Genomic DNA, 23,804 nt, shown 5'->3' with positions numbered 1-23,804 from the left:
AATATTTCAAATAAAAATAGACACTTTGTACTAAGGGGTATGACCAATGGACTTTCGGGAATTAATAAGAGTAATCAACGAGGCGACAGAGAAGCTGGATCTCATATCTGCTAGAAAGTATATTGAGGACAACTTAGAGCTGTTGCTACAGTATAAACATTTACTGAGGGGCAACTCCAGAGCATTGCTTGACATGCTGGCGGAGAGTGAATATCAAGTGAAGCCATTGAATCGGATAGAAATGAATATCATTCAGGCGATAAATGTCTATGCATCAAAGTTTGATCTGCGGGGTCTTCGCATTTCAGCTAAAAATAATACGGATCTTTTGCTTAGGCCGGACGTCAAATATTATCTCAATGAAGATGCGAAATTCCTGTTAGAAGGCATGAAGGCCATTCACTAAGAAAGACAACCAGTCCCGAATGCGGGATAGTATCCTTTCAGGCTAAAGAAATGATAAAATGAGGAGCGCAACAGCCGAAAGGCTTGCCATGAAAGGAGGCAGTTCGATGAGGGGAATCTATATTCATATTCCGTTTTGTCATCAGATTTGCCATTATTGTGATTTTAATAAAGTCTTTTTTAACAACCAGCCGGTTGATGAATACATAGAATCGATTGGAAACGAGCTGTCGATTTTGAAACGGGAAGGTGCCTCTTTTGATCAGGCCGCAACGGTCTTCCTCGGTGGAGGGACTCCGACCGCTTTATCCGAGAGCCAATTGAAACGTTTGCTGGAGATTATCCGTACGTATATAGACGTGGAAACCTTAAGTGAATTTTCGACAGAAGCAAACCCGGATGAATTGACAGAAGAAAAGTTAAGGGTCTTGAAGGAAGGCGGAGTGACGCGTCTCAGCATCGGCGTTCAATCCTTTGACGATGAATTGCTTCGGAAAATTGGCCGTACTCATGGATCGCATGATGCAGAGAAAGTGATTGATAAGGCGAGAGCAGTCGGTTTTGAAAATATCAGCATTGACTTGATCTACGGTTTGCCCGGACAAACGATTCAGCAATGGGAGCATACATTGGATCGCGCCCTCGCGATCGACCTTCCCCATTACTCTGGATACTCGCTCATCATCGAACCGAAAACCGTATTTTATAATTTGATGAACAAGGGAAAACTGCCATTGCCAGGGGAAGACCTGGAAGCAGAAATGTTCGGCATGCTAATGGAACGCATGAAACAGGCTGGAAGAGAGCAATATGAAATAAGCAATTTTGCAATGCCTGGTCAAGAATCCATCCATAATATGATTTATTGGCAAAACGATGAATATGCAGGAGTCGGGGCGGGTGCACACGGCTTTTTAGCAGGTCGCCGTTATGCCAATATTGGACCATTGAAAAAATATATGGAAAAAGTGGATGCTGGACAGCGGCCATTGTTAGAATCCCATCAAGTAACTGTTCGCGAAGCGATGGAAGAAGAGATGTTTTTAGGACTCCGAATGATGAATGGTGTTTCGGAAAGTGCTTTTCAAAAGAAATTCGGGAAGCGGTTGGAAGATGTGTACGGAATGGAACTTGGAAAGCTGATAGAGGAAGGTTTACTTACCCGCGAAAACAGTACTTATAAATTGTCGCAGCTAGGTATTTACAGAGGAAACGAAGTGTTTCAGCGTTTTTTGAAATGAAGAATGCCAATTCGTTGACACGTTAGAAGAGATTTGTTAAATTATGAGTAGAATTAGCACTCGCATTTAAAGAGTGCTAACAGGAGTGATGAACATGTTGACAAACAGGCAATTGCTTATCTTGCAACTGACGGTTAACGATTTCATCGAATCCGCACAACCTGTCGGATCAAGGCAGTTATCAAAAAAACCTGAGGCTCCTTTCAGTCCTGCCACAATCCGAAACGATATGGCGGATCTAGAAGAACTGGGGTACTTAGAAAAGACCCATACTTCATCCGGCCGGGTGCCATCTGAAAAGGGATATCGGTTTTACGTCGATCATCTGTTGCAGCCCGAAAAATTGAATGTGGAGGATAGCATGCAACTTAGATCTATCTTTCAAAATCGTGTGATGGAAACGGAGGAATTGATCCGCAACTCAGCGGTCATCTTATCTGAATTGACCAATTACACGGCTATTTTGCTCGGACCTGATGTGACGACTCATTCAGTGAAACGGTTCTCTATTGTTCCTTTGGATGAAACCAAAGCGGTTGCGATTATCGTCACTGACAGCGGTCATGTAGAAAACCGGGTATTCGACGTGCCGGAGGGATTATCCGCATCCGACATCGAAAAGATGGTCAATATATTGAACGAACGGTTGACAGGAACTCCGCTCATGCATTTACAGTTGAAGCTCGCATCAGCGGCAAAATCCGTATTAGAACAGCATGTGAACAAAGCGGGCGAATTGTTTGCTTCTTTTCAGAAAGCGACAGCCATCAAGCCTGAAGAGCGACTGTTCTTTGGCGGGAAAATGAATATGCTGAAACAGCCTGAATTTCATGACATCGACAAGATGAAGATGTTCTTTGAATTGATGGAAAATGGAGCACCTGCCCTCGCCTTTTTCCAAGACGAAGCAAAAGGAATCCATGTCCGCATCGGTTCTGAGAATAATCATGATGCAATGGGCGATTGCAGTGTCATCACCGCCAATTATTCCGCAGGTGATAACATAGAAGGCGCCATTGCGATCGTAGGTCCTAAAAGAATGGATTATAGCAGGGTAATCACGCTGCTTGATATAGTGAGCGGTGATTTGTCTAGAGCGCTTGCGAATCTGATGATTGGCGGCGGATCGGATAGGAGGAATGTATGATGAACGAAGAAAAGAAGGAAGAGGTTCTGGCTGATGAGCAGGCCGCCGCTTCAATTGAAAACGAAATAGCTCAAGAAGCGCAAGTTGACCAAGATTCAAAGTCACCAGAGGTTAGCGAAGCGCCAACGGAAGAGAAAGACGAAAAGGAAGCAATCATCGAAGAGCTGAAGTCCAAGCTGGAAGAAGAAGAAAATAAACAGCTTCGTTTGCTTGCAGACTTTGAAAACTTCAAGAGACGGGCGAATCTGGACAAAGAGTCTCTGCAAAAGTATCGGGCTCAAAGTTTGATGACGAATTTGCTGCCTGTTCTCGATAATTTTGAGCGAGCTCTCAATATCGAAGCGAAATCGGAAGAGACACAATCCCTTATGACTGGAATGGACATGGTCTACCGGAACCTGTTGGATGCTTTGAAGTCTGAAGGGCTGCAGGAAATCGAGGCAGCCGATCAGGAATTTGATCCCAATTTCCATCAAGCAGTAATGACTGGAAACGATGGGGAGAAAGCATCCGGAATCGTGCTTCAGGAACTCCAAAAAGGGTATATGTTGAAAGATCGCGTTCTGCGGCCCTCTATGGTCCAAGTGAACGAATAAGATAAGAGACGTAGAGTTCATTACACTATCGCAATGTCGGATTATTTTAGGAGGAATTTGATTATGAGCAAAATCATTGGTATTGACTTAGGAACTACAAACTCTGTAGTAGCAGTATACGAGGGTGGCGAAGCAAAAGTCATTCCGAATCCAGAAGGGAATCGTACTACTCCATCGGTTGTTGCGTTCAAAAATGGAGAACGCCAAGTAGGGGAAGTGGCAAAGCGTCAATCTATCACAAACCCAAATACGATCATGTCCGTTAAACGCCATATGGGAACAGACTATAAAGAGCATGCGGAAGGCAAAGATTATACACCGCAGGAAGTTTCTGCAATGATTCTTCAGTATTTGAAAGGCTATGCGGAAGATTATCTTGGTGAGAAAGTGACGAAGGCTGTCATCACTGTGCCTGCTTACTTCAATGATGCTCAGCGTCAAGCAACAAAAGACGCAGGTACTATCGCAGGTCTTGAAGTTGAACGGATCATCAACGAACCGACTGCTGCAGCGCTTGCTTACGGTCTTGATAAAACGGATGAAGATCAAACGATTCTAGTATATGACCTTGGAGGCGGTACATTCGACGTGTCCATCCTGGAACTTGGAGACGGCGTATTCCAAGTCCGTTCGACAGCAGGAGATAACAAGCTTGGTGGAGATGACTTCGACGACGTCATCATCGACTATCTTGTACAAGAATTCCGTAAAGACAATGGTATCGATCTATCAAAAGATAAAATGGCTATGCAACGTTTAAAAGATGCAGCTGAAAAAGCGAAAAAAGATCTTTCTGGCGTAACCAATACACAAATCTCATTGCCGTTCATTACTGCAGGAGAAGCTGGCCCACTTCACTTGGAAGTGTCCTTGTCTCGTGCGAAATTCGATGAGTTAACTGCTCATCTTGTAGAACGTTCCATGGTTCCGACTCGACAAGCGATGAAAGATGCCGGCCTTTCGCCTTCTGAAATTGACCGTGTCATTCTTGTCGGCGGTTCGACACGTATCCCTGCAGTTCAGGAAGCCATCAAGAAAGAAACAGGCAAAGAGCCATTCAAAGGCGTTAACCCTGACGAAGTGGTTGCAATGGGAGCTGCAGTCCAAGGTTCCATCATCAGCGGTGATGTGAAGGATGTCGTTCTATTGGATGTAACGCCATTGTCACTCGGTATCGAAACAATGGGCGGCGTGTTCACGAAATTGATCGACCGCAATACGACAATCCCGACAAGTAAATCACAAGTATTCTCAACTGCTGCTGACAACCAGCCTGCTGTTGACATTCATGTGCTTCAAGGGGAGCGTCCTATGGCTGCGGACAATAAAACACTTGGCCGTTTCCAATTGACGGATATTCCGCCGGCACCACGCGGCATTCCACAAATCGAAGTAACGTTTGATATCGATAAAAACGGTATCGTAACGGTAAAAGCAAAAGACCTTGGTACACAAAAAGAACAAAACATTACAATCCAGTCCAGCTCTGGCCTATCCGATGAAGAAATCGAACGGATGGTAAAAGACGCAGAAGCAAATGCGGAAGAAGACAAGCGCCGCAAAGAAGAGGTTGATTTGAAGAACGAAGCAGATCAACTTGTATTCATGGCAGAAAAAACACTGAAGGACTTGGAAGGAAAAGTAGCCGAGGACGAAGTGAAAAAAGCCGAAGAAGCGAAGGACGAATTGAAAAAAGCGGTTGAAAGTGGCGATCTCGATGAGATCCGTGCTAAGAAACAACAGCTGGAAGAATTGGTTCAACAGTTATCCGTCAAGCTTTATGAGCAAGCGGCACAAGCGCAAGGCGGTGCAGATGCTGCTGGCCAACCGCAAGATGACGGTGTTGTCGATGCGGATTTCGAAGAAGTGGATGACGACAAGAAAAATTGAGAAGATAGATGACGGGAAAGTCAAAGTCCGAGCTTCCGGCTTTGACTTTTTCGTTTGTTAGCGTACGTAAACCATTCGCTTTAGGGTAACGGATCACATCTTTGCATGGTACAATATAGGGAATTCGTCGGACGATGTACCGTTCAAGAAGCATATTATTACTTCGTATATTCGGCATGACAAAGATATTTGGGAGAGTGGAATGATGAGTAAGCGAGATTATTATGAAGTACTGGGCGTTTCCAAATCGGCAACTAAAGAAGAGATTCGAAAAGCGTATCGGAAACTTTCGAAGCAATTCCATCCCGATTTGAATAAAGAGGCGGGAGCCGAAGAGAAGTTCAAAGAAGTGACAGAGGCTTTCGAAACACTCAGTGATGATACAAAACGTGCACAATATGACCAATTCGGCCATGCGGATCCAAACCAAGGTTTTGGTGGATTTGGCGGATTCGGCGGAGGAGGAGCGGATGGCTTCGGCTTCGAGGACATCTTCAGCACTTTCTTTGGCGGTAGCACAAGACGGCGCGACCCGAATGCTCCACGAAAAGGCGATGACTTGCAGTACACCATGACCATCGATTTCATGGAAGCGGTTTTCGGAAAAGAGACTGAAGTCGAGTTGCCTCGTGAGGAAGAATGTGAAACATGCCACGGTACAGGTGCGAAAAAAGGTACTTCAGTAAAAACCTGTACGCACTGTGGAGGATCAGGACAGATTTCTGTCACCCAAAACACACCGCTTGGCCAAATGGTCAACCGAAGAGCATGTCCACACTGTCAAGGAACAGGAAAAATCATTCCTGAGAAATGTGAAACATGCCATGGCTCAGGCCGCGTGACAAAAAGGAAAAAAATTAAAGTGACCATTCCTGCTGGCGTAGATGATGGGCAGCGGCTCCGTGTTTCAGGACAGGGCGAAGCAGGCGTGAACGGAGGACCGGCAGGCGATCTATACATCGTTTTCCGCGTGAAGCCGCATGATAAATTTGTCCGGGAAGAGGATGACATTTACTTGGAGCTTCCGCTGACATTCCCGCAAGTGGCATTAGGTGATGAAATACAAGTGCCAACCATTCATGGAAACGTGAAATTGAAAATTCCTGCCGGCACACAGACAGGTACCAATTTCCGTCTGCGCGGAAAAGGTGTCAAAAATGTCCACGGACATGGAACGGGAGATCAGCACGTCATCGTGAAAGTCGTGACGCCTAAAAAGATGACGGAAAAACAAAAAGAATTGATGCGTGAATTCGCCTCAATCGATGGCAATTCGCCAGACGAGTATTCGAGCTCACTTTTTGATAAAATCAAGCGGACAATAAAAGGCGATTGAAAGGGTTGAACGAAGTTGAAATGGTCAGAGATTTCCATCCATACGACACATGAGGCGACTGAAGCGGTTGCTAATATTCTGCACGAAGCCGGGGCAAGCGGTGTAGTCATCGAGGATTCGAATGAACCAGATCGAGTACACGAAAACCGTTTTGGCGAAATCTATGACTTGAATCGAGAGGATTTTCCAGCGGAAGGTGTTATCGTGAAAGCCTATTTGCCTGTAAATAGTTTCTTGATTGAAACAGTTGGAGAAATAAAGGAATCCATCGAGAATCTAAGGCAGTTCGGCATCGACATTGGCGATAACACCATTCAAACAAATGAAGTGGATGAAGAGGACTGGGCAACTGCATGGAAAAAGTATTATCATCCAGTTAAAATCTCAAATCGATTCACAATTGTTCCGACGTGGGAAGAATATGAACCTGTTGTAACGGATGAACTGATCATAGAGTTGGACCCAGGTATGGCATTCGGTACAGGGACTCATCCGACAACAGTCCTTTGCCTGCAAGCATTGGAGAAATATGTAACCAAAGGCTGCAAAGTAGTTGATGTCGGAACTGGTTCAGGCGTGTTGGCCATCGGGGCTGCGATGCTAGGAGCTTCACATGTTCACGCTCTTGATTTAGATGAAGTGGCGGTTCAGGCTGCCAAAGAAAACATCGAATTGAATCATGCGTCCGATGTTGTGGAAGTCGCTCACGGCAATCTGCTGGATACTGTAAAAGAGCCTGCGGATATTATCGTTGCGAACATTCTGGCGGAGGTCATCCTGACATTTACAGGGGATGCTTATTCTTTATTGCCAAATGACGGTCTTTTCATTGTTTCCGGCATTATCGCCCAAAAGAGAGATTTGGTACGCGATGATCTCGTCGACAAAGGGTTTGAAATCGTGGAAACCGTCCTGATGGAAGACTGGGTTGCCATCATTGCCCGAAAGAAAGGCGAGTGACAGCGTGCAGCGGTATTTTTTAACTACTCCATTTGACCAGAACGATGAGTCGTGGATCGAAGGGGAAGACGCGAAGCATATTAGCCGTGTCATGCGCATGGCTGCTGGAGATTCCATCATAGCTGTTTCTGAAAACGCAGCTTATGTTTCGAGCATATTGGAAGTAACAACGGAAGGTGTTCGGGTGAAACGGAACCCCGATAGCCTTCTCCCAAACCGGGAAATGCCGGTTTCCGTTTCAATCGCTTGCGGATTGCCTAAAGGCGACAAGCTTGATTTTATCGTCCAAAAAGGAACGGAGCTCGGGATGACAGCCCTTCTGCCATTTGAAGCCGAACGTTCTATCGTCAAGTGGGATGCGAAAAAAGGCGGCAAAAAAGTGGAGCGGCTTCAAAAAATCGCAAAAGAAGCGGCAGAGCAATGCCACCGGACGGTCATCCCGGAAGTGAAAGAACCCGTCTCCTTTAAAAATTTGCTTGCTGAGGCGTCCCGCTACGATGTGTTACTTGTAGCTGATGAGGAAGATGCCAAAAGCAATGAGCCCAATAGGATTGCAGACCGCTTGAAAAACGTGTATCATAAACAATCGGTACTCGTTGTTTTTGGTCCGGAAGGCGGAATATCAAGAAAAGAAGCGGAATTGCTGAAGAGTGCGGGTTTCCTATCCGTTTCACTCGGACCGCGCATTTTGCGGACGGAGACAGCGCCGCTATATGTATTGTCCGCCATGTCTTACGAATTTGAATGAAAGAGGTGAGCAGCTGATGTCTTCAGTCGCTTTCCATACATTAGGCTGTGGGGTCGTACACATAGATATGATTGCGTAGGAATTCAATAGCATCAAGGCTTCATCCTCTTGGCAAAACTCACTTGAAAACATCATTTCAAGTGAGTTTTTCTTTGTATTCGTAGCGTGTTCGCGTGGATTGACCAGTTTTCACGACTTCCTCACGTTCAATTAATTCGGCCAGCAACTTATAAAAACCATCACGTGAAATGTTCGTTGCCTTTTGAAGATCACTGCGTGATGCTGGTCCGTTTACTTTCAGGTACTCCAGAACAGCCCGCTCGTATTCCTTATACTGCATCCTCGAAGATGCAGCACCTTTGCTATCCAGCAGCGCCTTGTACGCAAAAGTATGGGTGATGCCGTTTTTGAATGTGATCGATTGCACGCGTTTATCTGCTACGACAATACGATCGATGATTGTGTGTATAAAATCGGATAGAGACTCTCGGCCGACAGTATCATGCAAAGTCCGATAATCAACGTTCCTCACTTGCTGCATTTCTTTTGTAATTAAAAAGTGTTGAGCATTGTCGATGAATGCATCACTTAACTTTTCATCGTTTTGTTGTAAAGAATTAATATCCGTTTCAATTGCTTCTAATTTCTTTTGAATATCGCGTTTCTTAAAAATATAATCTTTCTGACTGATTCCATCCTCACCAAATAGATACAAATCTTCTAAACGCGATAATGCTGTTTCAAATTTTTTCTTCTCTTTCTCCATTCGTTCAACTTCGAAGCTGGATATTGAAATGTCATTATTTGTGGTCGACAAATAATCTTGCTCTGAAATGCCATGTGTGAGCGCGTAATACGTTTCTTTTAGCGACTCGCTGTCTATGCCTATCACATCGACAAAAGCGCTCCCACGCAGCAGTGCGCGCTCCATATCGCGAATTGAATGTTTAGGTGTGATTCGTTCCTGCAAACGAATCATATTCGATACATAGTTGAAAACAAATGGCCCTATAATAATATCGCTTACGTAGTTGCTGCATCGTTTGGAACCACCAGATGTAACACAGGTGTATCGGGAAGGGCGATAACCGTCTTGTCGTGCTGAATCTAAACCAGATGTTAGCAAGGCATTGCAGTTACCGCAATAGATCATCTTAGAAAAGATATGCTTATGAATGTCTGCACGTTGAATATCCGTCAAGCCACGATAGTTATCCGTAAGTAATTTATTCACACGCTTATACTGCTCTTTGTCAATGATTGCAGGATGATTATCTTCAACCACGATCCATTCATCTTTATCTTTCATGCGCCTACTACCAGCACTTTCTCGCATGTTATAACGGTATGTTCCAATATAAAAAGGATTGCGAAGAATGTCACGAACTGTCTTAGCTGTCCACTGGCCTCCACGCTTCGTTTTAATGGCCTTCTCATTCAACTGATAGGCAACCTTCAAAGTGGAACGTGTCTGCTCGTACAGGCTATATATATGCTGTACAATAGCCACTTCCTCCGGCTCTTCTACAGGAAACTTCTTTTCTTCCGACCAGACGAACCCTAATGGAACGGTAGCGCCATTCCACAAACCTTTTTCAGCACGTGAAAGCATGATGGAAAAAACACGCTCTGCAGTTAATTTACGTTCTAGCTCAGCGAAAACTAAAATGATTTTTAACATTGCTTCGCCCATAGCAGTCGAAGTGTCAAACTGTTCATTTTTAGAAACGAAGGTCACTTTACATTCTTTTAGTTCTTCATACATCTCCGAAAAGTCCTTTAGGTTCCTTGAGATTCGGTCAATCTTCCAGACGATCAAGTGTGTGAATTCACCAGCTCGTATTCTTTTCATCATCTGCTGGTATTTGGGTCGATCTGTATTCTTAGCTGAATATCCAGCGTCTTCAAAGATTTCGATGTCCTCGATATTAAGAGCATACTTAGCGTAATTCGTTAATTCTTGGCGCTGGAACGGGAGAGAGTCTTTATCAATTTGGTGAAGCGTACTTACCCGCACATATAATGCAGCTTTTTTGTAAGCCATAATAATGCTCCTTTCATATCTCTGAACTAATTAGGTTTCAATATATAGAGACAGAGAATGTATGTTCTTTTTTCATTGAAAATAAAACTCACCTTATCAATGGCGAGTTAAATTACTAATTTATCCATTCAAATGTCCCGATTTTTCCTCGTAATGATGTAATAGCATCCACTTTATGTTTAAAAATTAATTTCAGACGATAATGAGCAAACTCTTCAGTGACAAAAAAGTAATCAGCTATGTCGCTAATCAACACGGCTTCGTCTAGAGCTTCATCATACACTTTTTCTAAAAAACGTATAGGCATCAGCAGGTAAGCTGACATCCTCTTCGCTTGGTGTTCATTTTTAGCCAATATGTATTCATCTATACTTAATTGAGAGGAGTAGTGAGCATATAGATGGCAAAACTCCTCTGCGATAAGTAGCTTCCTCTCAACATGAGGCAAGTTTTCTTTTAAAAAAATGGTTCCTCTTCGATCTTTTTCTTTAGGGATTGAAAATGCTTTTGTTCCCTCTAAATTCTCTATCTCTACACCACAATACTCCAAAAAGGGAACATCTAAAGGTAATATTTGAATCCCATACAACCAGCAAATATGACCAATATCGATTTCATCCGGATACAAGAGATTTAAATTAGAAAGAACTTTTTCAGCACGTTCTTCCCAGTAATCGGTATGCTGCTGTCTATGTTGTAAATGAATTATATGAATCACGGCCTTTTTATCTGTTCGGAAATGTAGTTTGTGTTCCGTAGTTCATCGCATTTAAATTACACTTAATCTTTCAGTGATCCAAATCCGTCTCCCGGGTCTTCATCATCATCCTCATCCAAAAACATCTTTTTCATTTTGTACAACTTAATTAGTTCTTTCACTTTACGTTCTGGATCGGTTGCTAAATCATGTAGCATAATCGGATGTTTTTTAAGTTCGTTAAACAAGACAAACTCTTCTTCTGACAGACTTATTTCTTGTCCAGCAACTTTCGCCTTGTTCTCAGAGGTTCCAAGTAAATAGTCGGTGGATACTCCAAAGTATGTTGATAATTTTTCCAACATCTCAAAAGACGGCTGACTACTGCCGTTCTCATACTTACCATAGCCTTGACGGGATATGCCTAAGAAGTCAGCCATTTCCTGTTGTGATAACTTTTTATTTTGCCGTAGTCTTTTTAACCTGTCCGCGAACATTAGGAGCCCCTCTCTTTACATGTATTTACTATCATTGTATAGCAACAATGAGTTGCATGCATTATAAGAAAATAAAAGTTGCTAAAAACTGTTGACGAAACTAAAAGTTGCTGTTAAGATAATGACAAGAAGCAACCAAAAGTTGCAAAGGTGGTGATGTTATGAGGAAAGAAGAGCTGAAAGAAATACTTATTAAAGCCCGGAACAAAAAAGGTTTATCCCATGAAGATGTCGCAACTTTATCGAAAGAAAAAATTACTCGCCAATATTATGGAATGATTGAAAATGGCGAGAGAAAGCCTTCGGTTAAAGTAGCACAGGCTATTTCTGAGGTGCTTTGCTTAGAATGGACCATTTTTTTTGAAGTAAACAGCAACCAAAAGTTGCGTAAGATAGTTGGCTAGAAGGTGAGAGGAATCTTAATTGATTCCAAGTTTCTGTGATAAATAATTCCTTTAACGAAGGTGGTGCTCGAAATGCCAAAAGAGGAAGTACAACGCGAGAAAATTTGGAAGGCCCTCGAAAAGTATGGAATTAGAACCGAAGCTGAACTGAATGAAGCTATTAAAAAAATGAAACCATTAAATATAAGTTGCATGGTTTCTCCAATAACGGAAAGGAGTGAGAGGGTTGCTCAATAAAAAATTACTTGAAGATAGACGACGGTTAATCGAAAGGATGAATGGGGAGATGAAAGCGATCGTCAACAGCCCATCCACAGATGTTGAAAAGTTTCGGATTGGGCTGTTGGCTAAGCTTGGGGGAGAATTAAAAACTGTCAATGATAGACTTCGAATGAAGTCCACTTTATTAGGCAGGATTTCATAACGAGGTTCAATGCGGGGCAATGCATCTCTTCTATAAATAATTTTACCAGCTAATCAAAAAAATACTGTTCTACGTATGAACATGTTCAGAATTTGAACATAGGAAGGAGGAATGACGGTGAATGTAGGGCAACTCTTGCGCCAAGCGCGGAAAGACGCTGGATTAACACAAGAGGATATGTCCCCGTTAATCAATATATCCCGAAGTACTATATCAAAAGTCGAGCGCAACCAAATGGCATTGGTAACGGAGGATTTTATTCGATGGCTCAAAATCGCTACTCATCAAATCAGATTGACAAACACAGCTGGTATGGAAGCCGGAATGTATCTAATTAATGGAGTTGATATTTTTATGTTAGTTGAATCGCTAACAAAAGTAGTAGGAGGTTTTATAAGTTTCATGAATGGAGGGTTATGAATGAAAAAAGAAAATAAAAAAAGCCGAATGACATGGCCGTGTCAATCAGCTAAAGCTTGTTGTGTTTCATTCATTATACCACAAAGGAACGAAGAGATAAATCAATAATAGGACGGAATTGCTCCCCGTCCAGAAGTCCATGAGCATACGATTCCTCTCCCTTGAATCGTCTATCTACCCCACGGCAGTTCATGGGCTTCTGGATGGTGAGCCATCAAAACACTCAAAGGAGAGATTTTAATGGACAACTTTAATGAAATGATTGATTTATCGCACCGGTTGTCAGCAGTACTCGATGACATGGGAGAAGTTACTTCTATAGATTTTACCAAGGATGGGAGGGTTCGAGTTTTGGCTTCGTCAATGTTGTTTTTAGAGCAGTTTGCTTTATATGACGTGGAAGACCAATATGATTCGGAATTTCTAATGAAACTCACTACAGAACTTGATGGGATTCTATTTATTTGCTTGTTGCACAAAGAAGAGGAAGCTGAACAAATAGCAACCATAAGAAAAAGCCTACCCGCAACGGCAATTGCGAGTAAGCCACTAGAACAAACATTCTACTCTGATTATGCGTGATCAGGGAGACAAAGTCAAGAAGAAGGAGAGGGCAATATGCAACAGTTGCAAGTGATTGAGCATAACAATATGCGTGTTCTTACGACCAAACAAATTTCTTCGGCTTTTGGTTCCACCGACAAAATCGTTATGCGTAACTTCCAACGCAACCAAGACCGATATGAAATTGGTAAGCACTACTTCGCTCTGTCTGGTGAAGATTTAATACATTTCAAAGCTTCACGTCAAAATGACGTAAGCCTTAAATATGTTTCCAATCTGTATTTATGGACAGAACTCGGGGCATGGATGCACGCCAAATCTCTTAACAATGATCGTGCTTGGGAAGCTTATCAAATGTTAATCGATAATTATTATGTCTTGGCAAGTAAACAGATGATTTTAGAGGGTGGCAACAATTTGACGCCACCCTTAGATGAAAAACGACTCTATCAAATCGAAAGTAGGTTGATGGAATTGGAACAACAATTTAAAGACGTTGTCACATTGCATTCAGGCGAACAGAAACGTATTCGAAATGCTGTCAGTGAACGAGTATATAAACTGGCTCCCAACCAATCAGGGGCTAGGCCAGCATTGTTTAGCGCTATCTATTCTGAAATCCGAGAGCGTTATTCAGTAAATTCCTATAGGGACATAAAGCAGTATCAACTGCAGGAAGCCATCCAGTTTGTCGAAGGTTGGGGAGGGACATGTAATCAATGAGCACTTATAACGAGATCAGGCACATCTTAGCTCAAGTGAGCGGTCATGATCGTGTGGTGACAATACCCAAAATGTACATCGAGTTGACAGGGAACTTGGCTGAAGCGATTTTGCTGAATCAGATTGTTTTCTACTCCGACAAGAGCAGTCGGAAAGACGGATTTTTTTATAAGACTCATGAGCAATGGGCAGAGGAAATTTGTCTGTCGGAACGACAAGTTCGGCACGCTACTAAAAAATTGAAAGAAAAACAGCTGATAGAAACGAAACTGCTTAAAGCAAATGGGGCACCTACTGTTCACTACAAATTGCTATTTGACAATCTTGTCAATTGGATACTGACAAAACGTCAGAATGGAAACTCACCTATTGTCAGTAACGATACTGACATAACGTCGGAAACATTAACAGAGAGTACTACAGAGAATACATCAGAGAATAACAACATAGACAACGCGCGCGTCTCCCAAAAATCAGCATTTAGATTTTTCGAAGAGAACGGATTCGGAATACTTACCCCTCATGTTGCTGACAAAATGGGCAGCTGGATTGACGAGGTGGGAGAAGACATGGTGTTGCACGCATTAGAAATTTCTGTAGAAAATTCTGCTTTGCGATGGAATTATGCAGAAAGCATTTTGCGTGATTGGAGTAACAAAAAATATACAACTGTCGCCGATGTATTGGCAGCTGAAACAAAAAGAAACGTGGGGAGGGAACGGAATGCAGGAAATCGGGGGACTGCTCACACTTCAAACAGGAATTACAATGGAATCAACTTCTGAAGTATGTGGGAATCATCCATACCGAAAAGAAAGACCGATCCACTTGATGATTATAGACGGTCAGAAGGTGTGCCCGGTATGCGAAAGCGAACGAAGAAGTGAAGAACTTTCTAAAAAGCAATCGGAAATTTTCGAACGAACCTTTAATTCAATTGCATATAACGTTTTTCAAAAGAAGAGTGTGTTGACCGATACAGGATTACTGGATGCCTCTTTTAAAAATTATGAAGTACAAGCACCGGAAGAGATTGAGAACAAGGAAAAGTCTGTTAAAGCGTTCAAGCGATATAAAAAAGGTGAGGTCTTTAACACTTGGTTTGTTGGAAAACCGGGAGTTGGGAAAAGCCATCTTTCTATGAGCATTTTGCGCAATCTGAACGAATCAGGGAATCGCGATAAAAGTTGCCTATTTGCCAGTGTGGATGAAATGCTACTTCGGATTCGCAATAGTTTTAATGACAAAGAGACCCCGTTCACAGAATTTTATTTTGTTGATTTGCTCTCCAGTGTTGACTATCTCGTGCTCGATGACTTAGGAGCGGAAACAGGAGGCATAGGTACTGGTAAACGGGCGACTGACTTTACCATGCGGGTATTGTATGCAATCGCGAACGGGCGACAAAGCAAACCGACAATCATCACAAGCAATCTTACCTTGCCGGATCTTGAAAGTATGTACGATGAAAAGCTCATTTCCAGACTGATGCGCGATACGTATTTAATACGTTTCCAGAATACTACGGACAAGCGAGTGAGAAATATCACATTTTAGGGGGGCTACAAGTGTGGAGCACATTATTAACCAATTGATCTTAACTGCTGGGGCATGGAATGAAACAGGCCAATCGGATAAGTACCTTGAAAAGCAATTCGAAGGGTACTTGAACGCCCTTCAAAGAGTCGCAGGGACGGATCAAGAAGGCGCAATGCAACTTCTGTTGAAAGAACTTGGAGAAGACGAACAAGCAGCATAAGGGAGGCATAACTATGCGAGTATTGCTTGAAGACGCAGACATTGAGTGGAAAGTGCGCCCTGCGGAAACAGAAATGTTTATAAAGTTATGGGAAACCGGCGAACCCATTCAGAATATTGCTGAAGCATTGAAAAGAAGTGATTTGGAAATAGCGTTGCTTGCTATTGATCAATCGTTGGCCGGTTCGATACAGACAAGAAAATCGGGAATTTTCGGGGGGTGAAGTGGTGAGCGAGGAAGAACGCCAGGAATTAATTATTCCTCTTTACATTAATACGAAATACTCTAAGGAGTTCCTAGAGAATCTGTCAGATAGTGAACTTATTGAGCTTTATGAATTTCATCAGATGAATTGAGAAAATATGAAGGAAGGTGAGGATCTATGGAAACTGTCAATCTCACACCTGAGCATTATCAGATAGCAAATCCGAACGGCATTACCAACAAAGCATTATACTCGCGCGTGAAAGTATATGGAATTCCTTTGGATGTGGCACTCACAAAGCCTATGCGTAGTGGGGGATTGAAGAATGATGATCTAACTGATCCGACAATTCAGTATGACAGTCAAGGGAGAATAAAATACCATCCGGACTATCATCACAACCATGGAAAGGACTATACAACATGCGAACTTTCTTATATCTGCAAGAACTACTACAAAGGTAATCTACGAAGGTTATCACTGGCTGTCGGACGAACGGAACGTACTCTAATTTCCATTACAACTAAATTACGCAAGGCGGGAATTTTTGAATTCTATAAGAACTTGGAGGATTGAGGCTAATGGAGGCTTGTAAGCGGTGCGGACGTAAGTTAAAAACTCCAAAAAGCATCGAAGTTGGATACGGGGCGTCATGTAAGCAGAAGCACGATGAAGAGGAAGCTGAATTTCTAAAACGCCAAATTACGATTTACGAGGAATTGGCATTTCAAGAGATGGTAGGACAATGTTAAAACATTAGACGGAAAATATACGGCAATTAATATGAAAAGGATGTCGAGAAAATGGAAGTGATAGTGAAAGACCAGCTGCAGAAGTTTTGGCTAGCAACGGAGGAAGGATGGATTGATGCCATTGGACACTCAATTCACATTGACGATATACATTTATGCGTAGTAGCTTACGACAATAAAATAAATGTTTCAGAGGTTACTACTGGCATGAGAGTTGCGGAGAAAGAATTGAGTTTCACTGACTTGTTGAATCTACAGGAGAAAGAGGACGTGATGGCATACTACAACAAGATCGGCAGACAAATTAGCCAATTGTTCTCTGGGAAACTACCGGCGATTAAACAGCGTATAGATGAACGGAGAAAAGTAACTCATACGAGATTGGGAACCCAACCTCCTATTGAAGATGTGGATATGGAGTAATTGAAAAAAACGGTTGAGGAGGGGAATTACATGGAAGCGTACAAATGTGAAGTTGAGCGAACCGATAGATATGAGATTGAATTTGATGAAAACGTATGCAATGAACAGTGGATGGAAGATTTCCGGAGTGTATTCTATGATTTTTACGATTTGGAGGAACACGCTCGCCATATCGCGCAGTTCAGGGCAAGGTTTGGAAGCAGGGAAATCGAAGGCTACGGAGTTCCGCTGGAAAACGGGCAGGTCCCTTATTGGGCGCGAGGCGAGAGTTATGAGGGGCGTGTTAATTACGCAATAAACATTAAAATTTTAAGCGAAGATGATGATATTTATATCGATACAGATTTAATAGAGTAATTCAACGGTACGAAGATAATCTGAAGGAGTGAAGTTCATGAACCAATTAACCTTCGACGAATTTCTTAATGGAAGTAAGGAGCTGATCCACTGCCAGCTCAGTCCGGGTTTCCATTGGCTTCGTATCAGTAGTGGCCATACTCCAAGTGAGTATATGAGCAGTGTACATTTCGCACTGAATGGATATGATTTCCTCTATCTTGGTGCGAATGAAAAGGATGAGGTCATGAAGAATTTTGATGGCCCAATAAAAACAATAGATTGGGATGACGAAAATGTTGATTTCGATGAAGACCTACGAGCAGCGGTCGGCTGAGATAAAAGAATATTCTAGTCCATCTCTAAAACGAGATAGAGGGGAAGTATTCATTTTAGTTTCAGACTTGAAGTGGCTTATAGAGCGAGCAGATGAAAACAAGCAAGCAATCTATCCCATACCGATTGAAGAATGGCATGAAGATGACGGAGATTGCCTGTGGTGGAAATTCCCGATTGAAGAACCACCATATTGTGGCTCTCCACTTGACAAGTATTGGCCCGAATACCATACACATTTCACAAGACTATTAATGCCATTGGATATTTTGGAATAAAAAAGACAGGATTCCTCCTGCCGATCTCAAATGAATTATATCACAGGAGGGGTCCGAATGAACATAGAGACAAAAGATATTCCGGTGAATAAGAAAACTATGAAAGCCGAAATTGACGCAACCGACAGCAAAGTGATCTACATAGTGGACGATGGTAAGGTTCAAGCCATTCCCCTTCCTCCATATGGCATCTTAGAACTCCCATGTCAAAATTACAAAGTAGGGAATCCAGCTTACAAAATAACAATAAAACGAAATTAACGCTTAGTCGGAAAAACCGAGGGCACTGAATGACAGCTTAATGCTGTTGTTTGGTGTCCTTTTTAATTTCAAAAGGAGGAATAAACGATGGAATTCAGTCACGAAACACGTGATGCAATTAACGCGATAACCCGGAAGGTTATTAGAGCTTTTAGAGAAGCTTTTAGAAGGTTTTGCAAATGGATTCAAGAAAATTGGCAGTGGCTAAAAGCGAATGCTGTGAAGTGGTACCAACTCGAAGAAGAGAAAAAGACCAATGTTCGACAGCGTCATAAACGTGATTTCACGCGTAGAAAATTATCACATCAGGTGATAGATCGTCGACCACATTTAGTACGGAAAATTATTCGGTGAGGTGAGAAAAATGAGGACATTGCATACAGAACTGAAGGAAAAAGGTTTTGCGCAGTCTAGCAATAATACAAACATAAAGCGTAAGAAGCCCTACGAAACCCTATCCATTAGAGAATGGGAGGAATTGATGGGAACCAAACGGGACACATTTAAAAGAGTCGGTGGAGCTATCAGAAGAAGATAGGAGTGAATAAGATGCAATTGCAATTTGCCCTACAAGAAATAGACCGTGAAGCTACGAAACAAGCTGTTGAAGGTGTACTAGAGAAGTACCGAATGTATTCTCTCCAATTATGCTTGGATAAGTTGCCATCTGTTACAGCCAATTACTCTTTGATGCCAGGTAGCAAAGGTTCTGCCAGCTCGGCAGTCGAGAAAGCTGCAATTGATAATGTCACATATGAAATAGAACGAGAAAAATATCTACAATGGATTATTCGTGCAGTAAATAGATTAAATTACCAGGAGCGTTCAATTGTTATTACACGTTATCTGAATGAGGAAGAGCTATTTGATTATGAAGTATACACTAAATTGAATATGTCAGAGAGACAATATTATCGTATTAAGTCCCGTGTTTTTTATAAGTTGGCCTTTGCATTGAGAATAGAAGTTTACAAGGATGGTGTTGCTTTATGAATTTCGTTCATCCGATCCGGGACCCTGACCAGATAGCCGAAATGAAAAAGTATTTGCTTACACAAAGTGATCGTGACTACATGTTATTCGTTACAGGCATCAATAGTGGATTGCGGATTTCAGACATTCTTCCATTACGTGTGAGAGATGCAAAAAAATCATACTTCGACATTCGCGAGAAAAAAACTAGAAAGCAGAAACGAATTCAAATGACACCTGGACTTAAGCGTGAACTCAAAAGGTATATCGAAGGTAAGGAGGATGATGAGTACCTATTCAAGAGCCGGGAAGGTCTGAACAAGCCCATTGGTCGGAGTATGGCCTATAAGATATTAAGAGGGGCTGCCGACCATGTAGGGCTTGATGGTATAGGTACACACACATTGAGAAAAACGTTTGGATATCATTTCTATATGAAATATAAAGACGTTGCGTTGCTTCAAGAAATATTTAATCATAGTGAAGAAAAGATAACCATGCGATACATCGGTATCAATCAAGATTCCATGGATAGAGCAATGAAGGATTTCAAGATTTAGTCCGTCCAATTACCGTTGGATGGACTTTTTTATTGCCATTAATTCATTGGCTGATGGATTATCATTAACAACCTCTTCCAATTCTATTGAATCTATGAGATAACCATAATAGACGAATGTGTAACTCAAAATAGCAATAGTGACACAACTCAATAGTATCAATAGGTTGGGCGTTTTAGTGAGTTACCCAGTTTATAGGATAAGGGTAATACAATATAATAAAGGGGTAGGGAAAAATGATAGAGAAACTTTTGCTTGAACTGTCGTTATATAATCCTTTGAGCATCGATGAAAGTAACGAGACGGAGATTTTAGATATTCTGTATATGAATAGAGCTGTACAGTTTGATAGTCATTGTATTGAGTGCGGAAAGGATTCAACATTTCGATTTTACAGTAGAAATCAAGGGAATACGTCGGAATACCATCAAAACAGATATTTGATTGATTATAGTGAAATTTATTCATATCCTGTACCATTACAAGTTGCGTTTAAGTGCCAAAGAGACGTAAATCATATCTATTCTTTCAATTTCAAGGTAAGTCAAAAGGAAGTAATAAAAATCGGACAATACCCATCCTCAGCGTCTATAGATTTAGCGGAGATCCAAAAATATAGAAAAGCACTAAAAGGTGATTATCGTGACTTTTCAAAGTCTATTGGCTTATTTTCGCACGGTGTAGGCGCTGGATCATTCGTTTACTTAAGGAGAATATTCGAGAATCTAATTGAAGAAAAAAGACAAGAAGCTTTAAAAGAAGGTACTTGGGATGATAGTGTTTATCAACAATCAAGGATGGATGAGAAAATAAATTTATTAAGACACTTGTTACCGGCAATATTAGTTGAAACAAGAAGTATTTACGGTATCTTGAGTAAGGGCATTCATGAATTATCAGAAGAGGAATGTTTAACATTATTCCCAAACGTTAAACTAGCCATTGAACTCATATTAGACGAAAAGATATATCTTCTTGAACAGCAAAGTAAAATTCAATCAGTTAAAAGATTCGTTTCAGAAACTGTGGAGGCGCTAAAATCTTAAGGTAAGTACTTATTTATGGCAGACTTCTGGCAGGATATCGGCAGAGCATTTGGTTAAAGTAGTGTTATTCTATTAATGTGAAGAGAATTCTAGTAAACCACAATACAAGGATATGTGGGTGGTTTTCTTTTCCTCTTGGATTGGTTACAATTAGCAATTGGAGGGGATGAAGATGTTTGGATTATTTAAAGACAAAGGTAAACGGTTAACTTTTGTTGCAGATCACATTGAGGGTTTAGAAAACTTTAAAGTTCAAGAAAGACTTAACGTTACTTGGGAAATTGAGGAGCATAAACTAACTTTCGCAAGCATAGAAAATAAAAAGAAGTCGAAGGTAAATTTGAATTTAAACAAAGTGACCGATGTAGGAGTAGCAACAGAAAAAGAAATCACCGAAAAAAGTAAGAGTGTGATAGGTCGCGCTGCAGTGGGGACATTACTCATAGGTCCGTTGGGCGGAATCATAGGTGGTATGTCAGGGCTAGGCAACAAGAAGAAAGAAAAGGATTTACGTGTAGCTGTAATTAATTATGACGATAAACAGATTGTTCTTTTGGGTAATAACTTTTCCATAGGCATGGATGGTTTCTTCAAACAGTTGAATAAACAAATACAGAATAGTAATTTAAACAGTCAAGACATAGAGTTATAAGCACTTAGGGACGCCCATTAATGTGGGTGTCTTTTTATATTTCGACAACGGCAGGCTTGCAAAGAGAAAACAAGTACTTGGTGGAAACAACAGACGCCTTTTAATCGTACTGGCACAAATTCCAAGTGGAAACTCTATTGAGGTTCAATTCCTCGCGTTGTCTTTAACTATTTTTATAAGGAGTGAAAATCAATGATTGTTGAAACACGCAAGACTGCAGGAGGTACTGAATACTGGGACACTAAGAAAATGCGAACCCTGTTTGTCCCGACAGGTGTTGAACCCGACTTCAATGTTACAGAGAATCCTCAATCAATGATTATAGGTGTCGATCTTGCTGGCGACAAAGACTATACCGTTGTAAACGACCAAGTCATCGAAACAGAAACAGAACTGGATAAGATGAACTCAGACCAGTTGCTTGCATTCGCTGAACATAGTGGCATCGATGTACCAGGTAACATGAAGAAGGCCGAGACGATTCGTAAGTATATTGTAGAGAAGATGGCGACTGATGCAGAATGAAATATTGTGATTTTAATGGATGCTCTAACAAGATAGAACGTGGCCGATACTGTGAGGACCATACCCGGAAATCGCCACGGGTATTAAAGAACATCTACCATAACAGTAACAAGTCGTTCTACAACTCGAATGACTGGAAGAGCATGAGGCGATACATCTATGAGAAAGCGAAGGGATGCTGTCAACGATGCGGAAGGTTTGTCTACGGCAGACAGGCACAGGTCCATCACATCGTACCGATAAAGAAGAACCCACTACTGAAGTTAGAGCCGAGCAACCTACGTTTATTGTGTCCGGTTTGCCATAGTATTGAAGAAAACTCTGAGAATCAAGAAAAAGTGTTTGCGGGGTATTTTAAATAGGCCCCCCTACCTTTTTCTATTTTTTTGTGTTTGACGCCAGACCGGTTAGGGCAGGCATTTCTTTCGATGGACAATATTTTTTAAAAAACAAAGGGGGGTGTGCAAAATTTCGACGAAAAAGCAACGGCGCCAACTGGTTGTAGAAAAAACCGAAGCTGAAAAAAATAGGATTCTAAAAATTATGCGTGACGCGGATATTTACACACTCACCTTAGATCCATTGATTGAGAGCTACCTTGATATATTCGAAATTTATCAAACCATGTTCATAGAATGGAAAGACAAAGGATTCCCGTCCACTCAACGCCATACGAATAAGGCAGGAGCTACAAACAACTCAAAGCATCCACTTGCCCAGCAGGTCGAAACTTGGTCCGATAAAAAAACTAAGGCTCTCGATTTACTTGGTTTGACGAACAAAGGTAAGGCTGGTAACCAGATTACAGGTGGTTCTTCTGTCCGAACCGATGAAGAAATGAAAAAGCCGGAATCGAAAGTAAGCCAATTGGATGCACATCGTAAAAAGTGGCGACAAGCTTGATCGCTGGTATAATCTATTAAAATGGATTAGAGGAGTGGTTGCATTGAGTTTTGTATCAGTTATTGCCACAAATAGCTATATTACTGTTGTTTCAGACGGCAAAGTTACTGGTAGGGACGGAGAAACACTGGAAACTGATTATCAAAAGTCCCGAAAAATAAGTGATAAACAATTTATCGCTGTCACTGGGGATAGAGACATGGCAGATCAAATTTTTGGAATAGCTACGTATAAGGAAGAGCCCTATAATTTATTAAATGCTTCCATTGATCTGAGAAAGAAATTAATTAATGCCATGAGAAATCAACCGAGAGTAGTTCTGGTGGTTATAGGCGGAGTAAATGAATGGGGTAAAATAGTGTATTACTATTTTACAAGTAAGCCAGAACAACAGATGATACGGGGTCTTCCGGGCGACAAGCACGAAAAAGGTTTTCTAAGCAGCGATAAAGTCAATCCTAATAAGATTGAAGAAAAATTTGACGAGTTTATCGATTCAGTGGGTATCAAAACTCCTCATGAAAGTCTTGAAGTGCAAAGAAAACTAAATGATTTTGTTGCTGGAATAGATGAAACTGTAAATGAAAACAAGTTTGAATTAATCATAGAAAAATAACTTTTATTATAGGTCACATCTAACTGATGTGACTTTTTATTATGTTTGGAGGTGGGGATTATGTGACTACGATTGAACGGGGCA

At 41.5% G+C, this 23,804-nt stretch carries 37 protein-coding genes; 34 read left to right on the top strand and 3 right to left on the bottom strand.

What is annotated here, in order from left to right; genetic code table 11:
• Window positions 1–46 precede the first annotated feature (46 nt).
• The 8 genes from L7D49_RS14780 to L7D49_RS14745 all read left to right on the top strand — a co-directional run bounded on the left by L7D49_RS14780 (window position 47) and on the right by L7D49_RS14745 (window position 8,323).
• Window positions 47–406 (top strand): hypothetical protein, encoded by a 360-nt coding sequence (locus L7D49_RS14780; RefSeq protein ID WP_238082166.1) that lies wholly within the window; start codon window positions 47–49, stop codon window positions 404–406.
• Window positions 407–512: 106 nt separating this feature from the next.
• Entirely contained in the window at window positions 513–1,646 is a 1,134-nt protein-coding gene (gene hemW / locus L7D49_RS14775; RefSeq protein WP_238082164.1) for a radical SAM family heme chaperone HemW, read from the top strand.
• Window positions 1,647–1,740: 94 nt separating this feature from the next.
• The gene (gene hrcA / locus L7D49_RS14770) at window positions 1,741–2,793 is read left to right on the top strand and encodes a heat-inducible transcriptional repressor HrcA (protein WP_238082163.1); all 1,053 of its coding nucleotides are present in this window, start codon (window positions 1,741–1,743) and stop codon (window positions 2,791–2,793) included.
• Window positions 2,793–3,389 (top strand): nucleotide exchange factor GrpE, encoded by a 597-nt coding sequence (gene grpE / locus L7D49_RS14765; protein ID WP_336246397.1) that lies wholly within the window; start codon window positions 2,793–2,795, stop codon window positions 3,387–3,389. Before hrcA ends, grpE begins: the two co-directional genes overlap by 1 nt.
• 63 nt (window positions 3,390–3,452) lie before the next feature.
• Entirely contained in the window at window positions 3,453–5,279 is a 1,827-nt protein-coding gene (gene dnaK / locus L7D49_RS14760) for a molecular chaperone DnaK (RefSeq protein ID WP_238082159.1), read from the top strand.
• Window positions 5,280–5,484: 205 nt separating this feature from the next.
• The gene (gene dnaJ, locus L7D49_RS14755) at window positions 5,485–6,615 is read left to right on the top strand and encodes a molecular chaperone DnaJ (RefSeq protein ID WP_238082157.1); all 1,131 of its coding nucleotides are present in this window, start codon (window positions 5,485–5,487) and stop codon (window positions 6,613–6,615) included.
• 15 nt (window positions 6,616–6,630) lie between these two features.
• Window positions 6,631–7,575: a 50S ribosomal protein L11 methyltransferase gene (gene prmA / locus L7D49_RS14750; RefSeq protein ID WP_238082155.1), complete on the top strand. Its 945-nt coding sequence runs from the start codon at window positions 6,631–6,633 to the stop codon at window positions 7,573–7,575.
• Between the two features lie 4 nt (window positions 7,576–7,579).
• Window positions 7,580–8,323 carry a 16S rRNA (uracil(1498)-N(3))-methyltransferase gene (locus L7D49_RS14745; protein WP_238082153.1) on the top strand — a complete coding sequence of 248 codons (744 nt, stop codon included), beginning with the start codon at window positions 7,580–7,582 and terminating at the stop codon, window positions 8,321–8,323.
• 136 nt (window positions 8,324–8,459) lie between these two features.
• Here the strand turns inward: L7D49_RS14745 and L7D49_RS14740 are convergent, their stop codons facing one another.
• From L7D49_RS14740 to L7D49_RS14730, 3 genes are all read right to left on the bottom strand, one after another.
• A complete protein-coding gene (locus tag L7D49_RS14740; protein WP_238082151.1) occupies window positions 8,460–10,367 on the bottom strand; it encodes a recombinase family protein in 1,908 nt (635 codons plus the stop codon).
• A 115-nt stretch (window positions 10,368–10,482) separates the two neighbouring features.
• Window positions 10,483–11,085 carry an ImmA/IrrE family metallo-endopeptidase gene (locus L7D49_RS14735; protein WP_238082149.1) on the bottom strand — a complete coding sequence of 201 codons (603 nt, stop codon included), beginning with the start codon at window positions 11,083–11,085 and terminating at the stop codon, window positions 10,483–10,485.
• A 62-nt stretch (window positions 11,086–11,147) separates the two neighbouring features.
• Window positions 11,148–11,561: a helix-turn-helix domain-containing protein gene (locus tag L7D49_RS14730; protein ID WP_238082147.1), complete on the bottom strand. Its 414-nt coding sequence runs from the start codon at window positions 11,559–11,561 to the stop codon at window positions 11,148–11,150.
• Between the two features lie 161 nt (window positions 11,562–11,722).
• On the opposite strand from L7D49_RS14730, the gene L7D49_RS14725 reads away from it, so the two are divergent.
• From L7D49_RS14725 to L7D49_RS14600, 26 genes are all read left to right on the top strand, one after another.
• Window positions 11,723–11,965: a helix-turn-helix transcriptional regulator gene (locus tag L7D49_RS14725; protein ID WP_238082145.1), complete on the top strand. Its 243-nt coding sequence runs from the start codon at window positions 11,723–11,725 to the stop codon at window positions 11,963–11,965.
• A gap of 72 nt (window positions 11,966–12,037) precedes the next feature.
• A complete protein-coding gene (locus tag L7D49_RS14720; protein WP_238082143.1) occupies window positions 12,038–12,202 on the top strand; it encodes a hypothetical protein in 165 nt (54 codons plus the stop codon).
• Window positions 12,192–12,389: a hypothetical protein gene (locus tag L7D49_RS14715; protein ID WP_238082142.1), complete on the top strand. Its 198-nt coding sequence runs from the start codon at window positions 12,192–12,194 to the stop codon at window positions 12,387–12,389. The genes L7D49_RS14720 and L7D49_RS14715 overlap by 11 nt, the downstream gene beginning before the upstream one ends.
• A gap of 117 nt (window positions 12,390–12,506) precedes the next feature.
• Window positions 12,507–12,809 carry a helix-turn-helix domain-containing protein gene (locus L7D49_RS14710; RefSeq protein WP_238082140.1) on the top strand — a complete coding sequence of 101 codons (303 nt, stop codon included), beginning with the start codon at window positions 12,507–12,509 and terminating at the stop codon, window positions 12,807–12,809.
• A 240-nt stretch (window positions 12,810–13,049) separates the two neighbouring features.
• On the top strand, window positions 13,050–13,391 hold the full coding sequence (locus tag L7D49_RS14705) for a hypothetical protein (protein ID WP_238082138.1): 342 nt from the start codon (window positions 13,050–13,052) through the stop codon (window positions 13,389–13,391).
• A gap of 36 nt (window positions 13,392–13,427) precedes the next feature.
• The gene (locus L7D49_RS14700) at window positions 13,428–14,096 is read left to right on the top strand and encodes an ORF6N domain-containing protein (protein WP_238082136.1); all 669 of its coding nucleotides are present in this window, start codon (window positions 13,428–13,430) and stop codon (window positions 14,094–14,096) included.
• Window positions 14,093–14,881: a DnaD domain-containing protein gene (locus tag L7D49_RS14695; protein WP_238082134.1), complete on the top strand. Its 789-nt coding sequence runs from the start codon at window positions 14,093–14,095 to the stop codon at window positions 14,879–14,881. The genes L7D49_RS14700 and L7D49_RS14695 overlap by 4 nt, the downstream gene beginning before the upstream one ends.
• Window positions 14,820–15,653 carry a P-loop NTPase family protein gene (locus L7D49_RS14690; protein WP_238082132.1) on the top strand — a complete coding sequence of 278 codons (834 nt, stop codon included), beginning with the start codon at window positions 14,820–14,822 and terminating at the stop codon, window positions 15,651–15,653. Before L7D49_RS14695 ends, L7D49_RS14690 begins: the two co-directional genes overlap by 62 nt.
• 13 nt (window positions 15,654–15,666) lie before the next feature.
• On the top strand, window positions 15,667–15,855 hold the full coding sequence (locus tag L7D49_RS14685) for a hypothetical protein (protein WP_238082130.1): 189 nt from the start codon (window positions 15,667–15,669) through the stop codon (window positions 15,853–15,855).
• 13 nt (window positions 15,856–15,868) lie between these two features.
• Entirely contained in the window at window positions 15,869–16,078 is a 210-nt protein-coding gene (locus L7D49_RS14680; protein ID WP_238082128.1) for a hypothetical protein, read from the top strand.
• Window positions 16,079–16,237: 159 nt separating this feature from the next.
• A complete protein-coding gene (locus L7D49_RS14675) occupies window positions 16,238–16,636 on the top strand; it encodes a hypothetical protein (RefSeq protein ID WP_238082126.1) in 399 nt (132 codons plus the stop codon).
• Between the two features lie 5 nt (window positions 16,637–16,641).
• Window positions 16,642–16,812, top strand: a complete 171-nt coding sequence (locus L7D49_RS14670; RefSeq protein ID WP_238082124.1) for a DUF6011 domain-containing protein — start codon at window positions 16,642–16,644, stop codon at window positions 16,810–16,812.
• A gap of 51 nt (window positions 16,813–16,863) precedes the next feature.
• The gene (locus L7D49_RS14665) at window positions 16,864–17,235 is read left to right on the top strand and encodes a hypothetical protein (protein ID WP_238082122.1); all 372 of its coding nucleotides are present in this window, start codon (window positions 16,864–16,866) and stop codon (window positions 17,233–17,235) included.
• A 30-nt stretch (window positions 17,236–17,265) separates the two neighbouring features.
• The gene (locus tag L7D49_RS14660; RefSeq protein ID WP_238082121.1) at window positions 17,266–17,592 is read left to right on the top strand and encodes a hypothetical protein; all 327 of its coding nucleotides are present in this window, start codon (window positions 17,266–17,268) and stop codon (window positions 17,590–17,592) included.
• Window positions 17,593–17,629: 37 nt separating this feature from the next.
• Window positions 17,630–17,908, top strand: a complete 279-nt coding sequence (locus L7D49_RS14655; protein WP_238082119.1) for a hypothetical protein — start codon at window positions 17,630–17,632, stop codon at window positions 17,906–17,908.
• Window positions 17,868–18,185, top strand: coding sequence for a hypothetical protein (locus L7D49_RS14650; RefSeq protein WP_238082117.1), 318 nt, complete (start codon window positions 17,868–17,870; stop codon window positions 18,183–18,185). Before L7D49_RS14655 ends, L7D49_RS14650 begins: the two co-directional genes overlap by 41 nt.
• 57 nt (window positions 18,186–18,242) lie before the next feature.
• Window positions 18,243–18,446 carry a hypothetical protein gene (locus L7D49_RS14645; RefSeq protein ID WP_238082115.1) on the top strand — a complete coding sequence of 68 codons (204 nt, stop codon included), beginning with the start codon at window positions 18,243–18,245 and terminating at the stop codon, window positions 18,444–18,446.
• A gap of 87 nt (window positions 18,447–18,533) precedes the next feature.
• On the top strand, window positions 18,534–18,800 hold the full coding sequence (locus L7D49_RS14640) for a hypothetical protein (RefSeq protein ID WP_238082113.1): 267 nt from the start codon (window positions 18,534–18,536) through the stop codon (window positions 18,798–18,800).
• A 195-nt stretch (window positions 18,801–18,995) separates the two neighbouring features.
• Window positions 18,996–19,439: an ArpU family phage packaging/lysis transcriptional regulator gene (locus L7D49_RS14635; protein WP_238082111.1), complete on the top strand. Its 444-nt coding sequence runs from the start codon at window positions 18,996–18,998 to the stop codon at window positions 19,437–19,439.
• The gene (locus L7D49_RS14630) at window positions 19,436–19,978 is read left to right on the top strand and encodes a site-specific integrase (protein WP_238082109.1); all 543 of its coding nucleotides are present in this window, start codon (window positions 19,436–19,438) and stop codon (window positions 19,976–19,978) included. The genes L7D49_RS14635 and L7D49_RS14630 overlap by 4 nt, the downstream gene beginning before the upstream one ends.
• 236 nt (window positions 19,979–20,214) lie before the next feature.
• A complete protein-coding gene (locus tag L7D49_RS14625) occupies window positions 20,215–21,024 on the top strand; it encodes a hypothetical protein (RefSeq protein ID WP_238082107.1) in 810 nt (269 codons plus the stop codon).
• Between the two features lie 172 nt (window positions 21,025–21,196).
• Window positions 21,197–21,676, top strand: a complete 480-nt coding sequence (locus L7D49_RS14620) for a hypothetical protein (protein WP_238082105.1) — start codon at window positions 21,197–21,199, stop codon at window positions 21,674–21,676.
• A 192-nt stretch (window positions 21,677–21,868) separates the two neighbouring features.
• Window positions 21,869–22,201, top strand: coding sequence for a hypothetical protein (locus tag L7D49_RS14615; protein ID WP_238082103.1), 333 nt, complete (start codon window positions 21,869–21,871; stop codon window positions 22,199–22,201).
• On the top strand, window positions 22,198–22,563 hold the full coding sequence (locus tag L7D49_RS14610) for an HNH endonuclease (protein ID WP_238082101.1): 366 nt from the start codon (window positions 22,198–22,200) through the stop codon (window positions 22,561–22,563). Before L7D49_RS14615 ends, L7D49_RS14610 begins: the two co-directional genes overlap by 4 nt.
• A gap of 106 nt (window positions 22,564–22,669) precedes the next feature.
• On the top strand, window positions 22,670–23,104 hold the full coding sequence (locus tag L7D49_RS14605) for a P27 family phage terminase small subunit (protein WP_238082789.1): 435 nt from the start codon (window positions 22,670–22,672) through the stop codon (window positions 23,102–23,104).
• A gap of 43 nt (window positions 23,105–23,147) precedes the next feature.
• The gene (locus L7D49_RS14600) at window positions 23,148–23,720 is read left to right on the top strand and encodes a hypothetical protein (RefSeq protein WP_238082099.1); all 573 of its coding nucleotides are present in this window, start codon (window positions 23,148–23,150) and stop codon (window positions 23,718–23,720) included.
• Window positions 23,721–23,804: the final 84 nt, after the last annotated feature.

Origin of the sequence: Sporosarcina cyprini (assembly GCF_022048975.1) — a bacterium.
Classification (GTDB): Bacteria; Bacillota; Bacilli; order Bacillales_A; family Planococcaceae; genus Sporosarcina; species Sporosarcina cyprini.
The sequence above is the reverse complement of the archived record's forward strand: the minus strand, read 5'-3'. Positions and strand labels throughout refer to the sequence as shown.

Excerpts from the sequence above, each read along its gene's own strand:
- L7D49_RS14615 (WP_238082103.1), top strand. The coding sequence starts at position 21,869 with ATGATTGTTGAAACACGCAAGACTGCAGGAGGTACTGAATACTGGGAC.
- L7D49_RS14725 (WP_238082145.1), top strand. The coding sequence starts at position 11,723 with ATGAGGAAAGAAGAGCTGAAAGAAATACTTATTAAAGCCCGGAACAAA.
- L7D49_RS14730 (WP_238082147.1), bottom strand. The coding sequence starts at position 11,561 with ATGTTCGCGGACAGGTTAAAAAGACTACGGCAAAATAAAAAGTTATCA.
- L7D49_RS14780 (WP_238082166.1), top strand. The coding sequence starts at position 47 with ATGGACTTTCGGGAATTAATAAGAGTAATCAACGAGGCGACAGAGAAG.
- L7D49_RS14695 (WP_238082134.1), top strand. The coding sequence starts at position 14,093 with ATGAGCACTTATAACGAGATCAGGCACATCTTAGCTCAAGTGAGCGGT.
- L7D49_RS14675 (WP_238082126.1), top strand. The coding sequence starts at position 16,238 with ATGGAAACTGTCAATCTCACACCTGAGCATTATCAGATAGCAAATCCG.
- L7D49_RS14740 (WP_238082151.1), bottom strand. The coding sequence starts at position 10,367 with ATGGCTTACAAAAAAGCTGCATTATATGTGCGGGTAAGTACGCTTCAC.
- dnaJ (WP_238082157.1), top strand. The coding sequence starts at position 5,485 with ATGAGTAAGCGAGATTATTATGAAGTACTGGGCGTTTCCAAATCGGCA.
- L7D49_RS14660 (WP_238082121.1), top strand. The coding sequence starts at position 17,266 with ATGGAAGCGTACAAATGTGAAGTTGAGCGAACCGATAGATATGAGATT.
- L7D49_RS14610 (WP_238082101.1), top strand. The coding sequence starts at position 22,198 with ATGAAATATTGTGATTTTAATGGATGCTCTAACAAGATAGAACGTGGC.
- L7D49_RS14665 (WP_238082122.1), top strand. The coding sequence starts at position 16,864 with ATGGAAGTGATAGTGAAAGACCAGCTGCAGAAGTTTTGGCTAGCAACG.
- hrcA (WP_238082163.1), top strand. The coding sequence starts at position 1,741 with ATGTTGACAAACAGGCAATTGCTTATCTTGCAACTGACGGTTAACGAT.
- L7D49_RS14655 (WP_238082119.1), top strand. The coding sequence starts at position 17,630 with ATGAACCAATTAACCTTCGACGAATTTCTTAATGGAAGTAAGGAGCTG.
- L7D49_RS14670 (WP_238082124.1), top strand. The coding sequence starts at position 16,642 with ATGGAGGCTTGTAAGCGGTGCGGACGTAAGTTAAAAACTCCAAAAAGC.
- L7D49_RS14625 (WP_238082107.1), top strand. The coding sequence starts at position 20,215 with ATGATAGAGAAACTTTTGCTTGAACTGTCGTTATATAATCCTTTGAGC.
- L7D49_RS14705 (WP_238082138.1), top strand. The coding sequence starts at position 13,050 with ATGGACAACTTTAATGAAATGATTGATTTATCGCACCGGTTGTCAGCA.
- L7D49_RS14680 (WP_238082128.1), top strand. The coding sequence starts at position 15,869 with ATGCGAGTATTGCTTGAAGACGCAGACATTGAGTGGAAAGTGCGCCCT.
- L7D49_RS14720 (WP_238082143.1), top strand. The coding sequence starts at position 12,038 with ATGCCAAAAGAGGAAGTACAACGCGAGAAAATTTGGAAGGCCCTCGAA.
- L7D49_RS14620 (WP_238082105.1), top strand. The coding sequence starts at position 21,197 with ATGTTTGGATTATTTAAAGACAAAGGTAAACGGTTAACTTTTGTTGCA.
- grpE (WP_336246397.1), top strand. The coding sequence starts at position 2,793 with ATGAACGAAGAAAAGAAGGAAGAGGTTCTGGCTGATGAGCAGGCCGCC.
- L7D49_RS14700 (WP_238082136.1), top strand. The coding sequence starts at position 13,428 with ATGCAACAGTTGCAAGTGATTGAGCATAACAATATGCGTGTTCTTACG.
- L7D49_RS14690 (WP_238082132.1), top strand. The coding sequence starts at position 14,820 with ATGCAGGAAATCGGGGGACTGCTCACACTTCAAACAGGAATTACAATG.
- L7D49_RS14630 (WP_238082109.1), top strand. The coding sequence starts at position 19,436 with ATGAATTTCGTTCATCCGATCCGGGACCCTGACCAGATAGCCGAAATG.
- L7D49_RS14640 (WP_238082113.1), top strand. The coding sequence starts at position 18,534 with ATGGAATTCAGTCACGAAACACGTGATGCAATTAACGCGATAACCCGG.
- L7D49_RS14645 (WP_238082115.1), top strand. The coding sequence starts at position 18,243 with ATGAACATAGAGACAAAAGATATTCCGGTGAATAAGAAAACTATGAAA.
- L7D49_RS14650 (WP_238082117.1), top strand. The coding sequence starts at position 17,868 with ATGTTGATTTCGATGAAGACCTACGAGCAGCGGTCGGCTGAGATAAAA.
- dnaK (WP_238082159.1), top strand. The coding sequence starts at position 3,453 with ATGAGCAAAATCATTGGTATTGACTTAGGAACTACAAACTCTGTAGTA.
- hemW (WP_238082164.1), top strand. The coding sequence starts at position 513 with ATGAGGGGAATCTATATTCATATTCCGTTTTGTCATCAGATTTGCCAT.
- L7D49_RS14635 (WP_238082111.1), top strand. The coding sequence starts at position 18,996 with ATGCAATTGCAATTTGCCCTACAAGAAATAGACCGTGAAGCTACGAAA.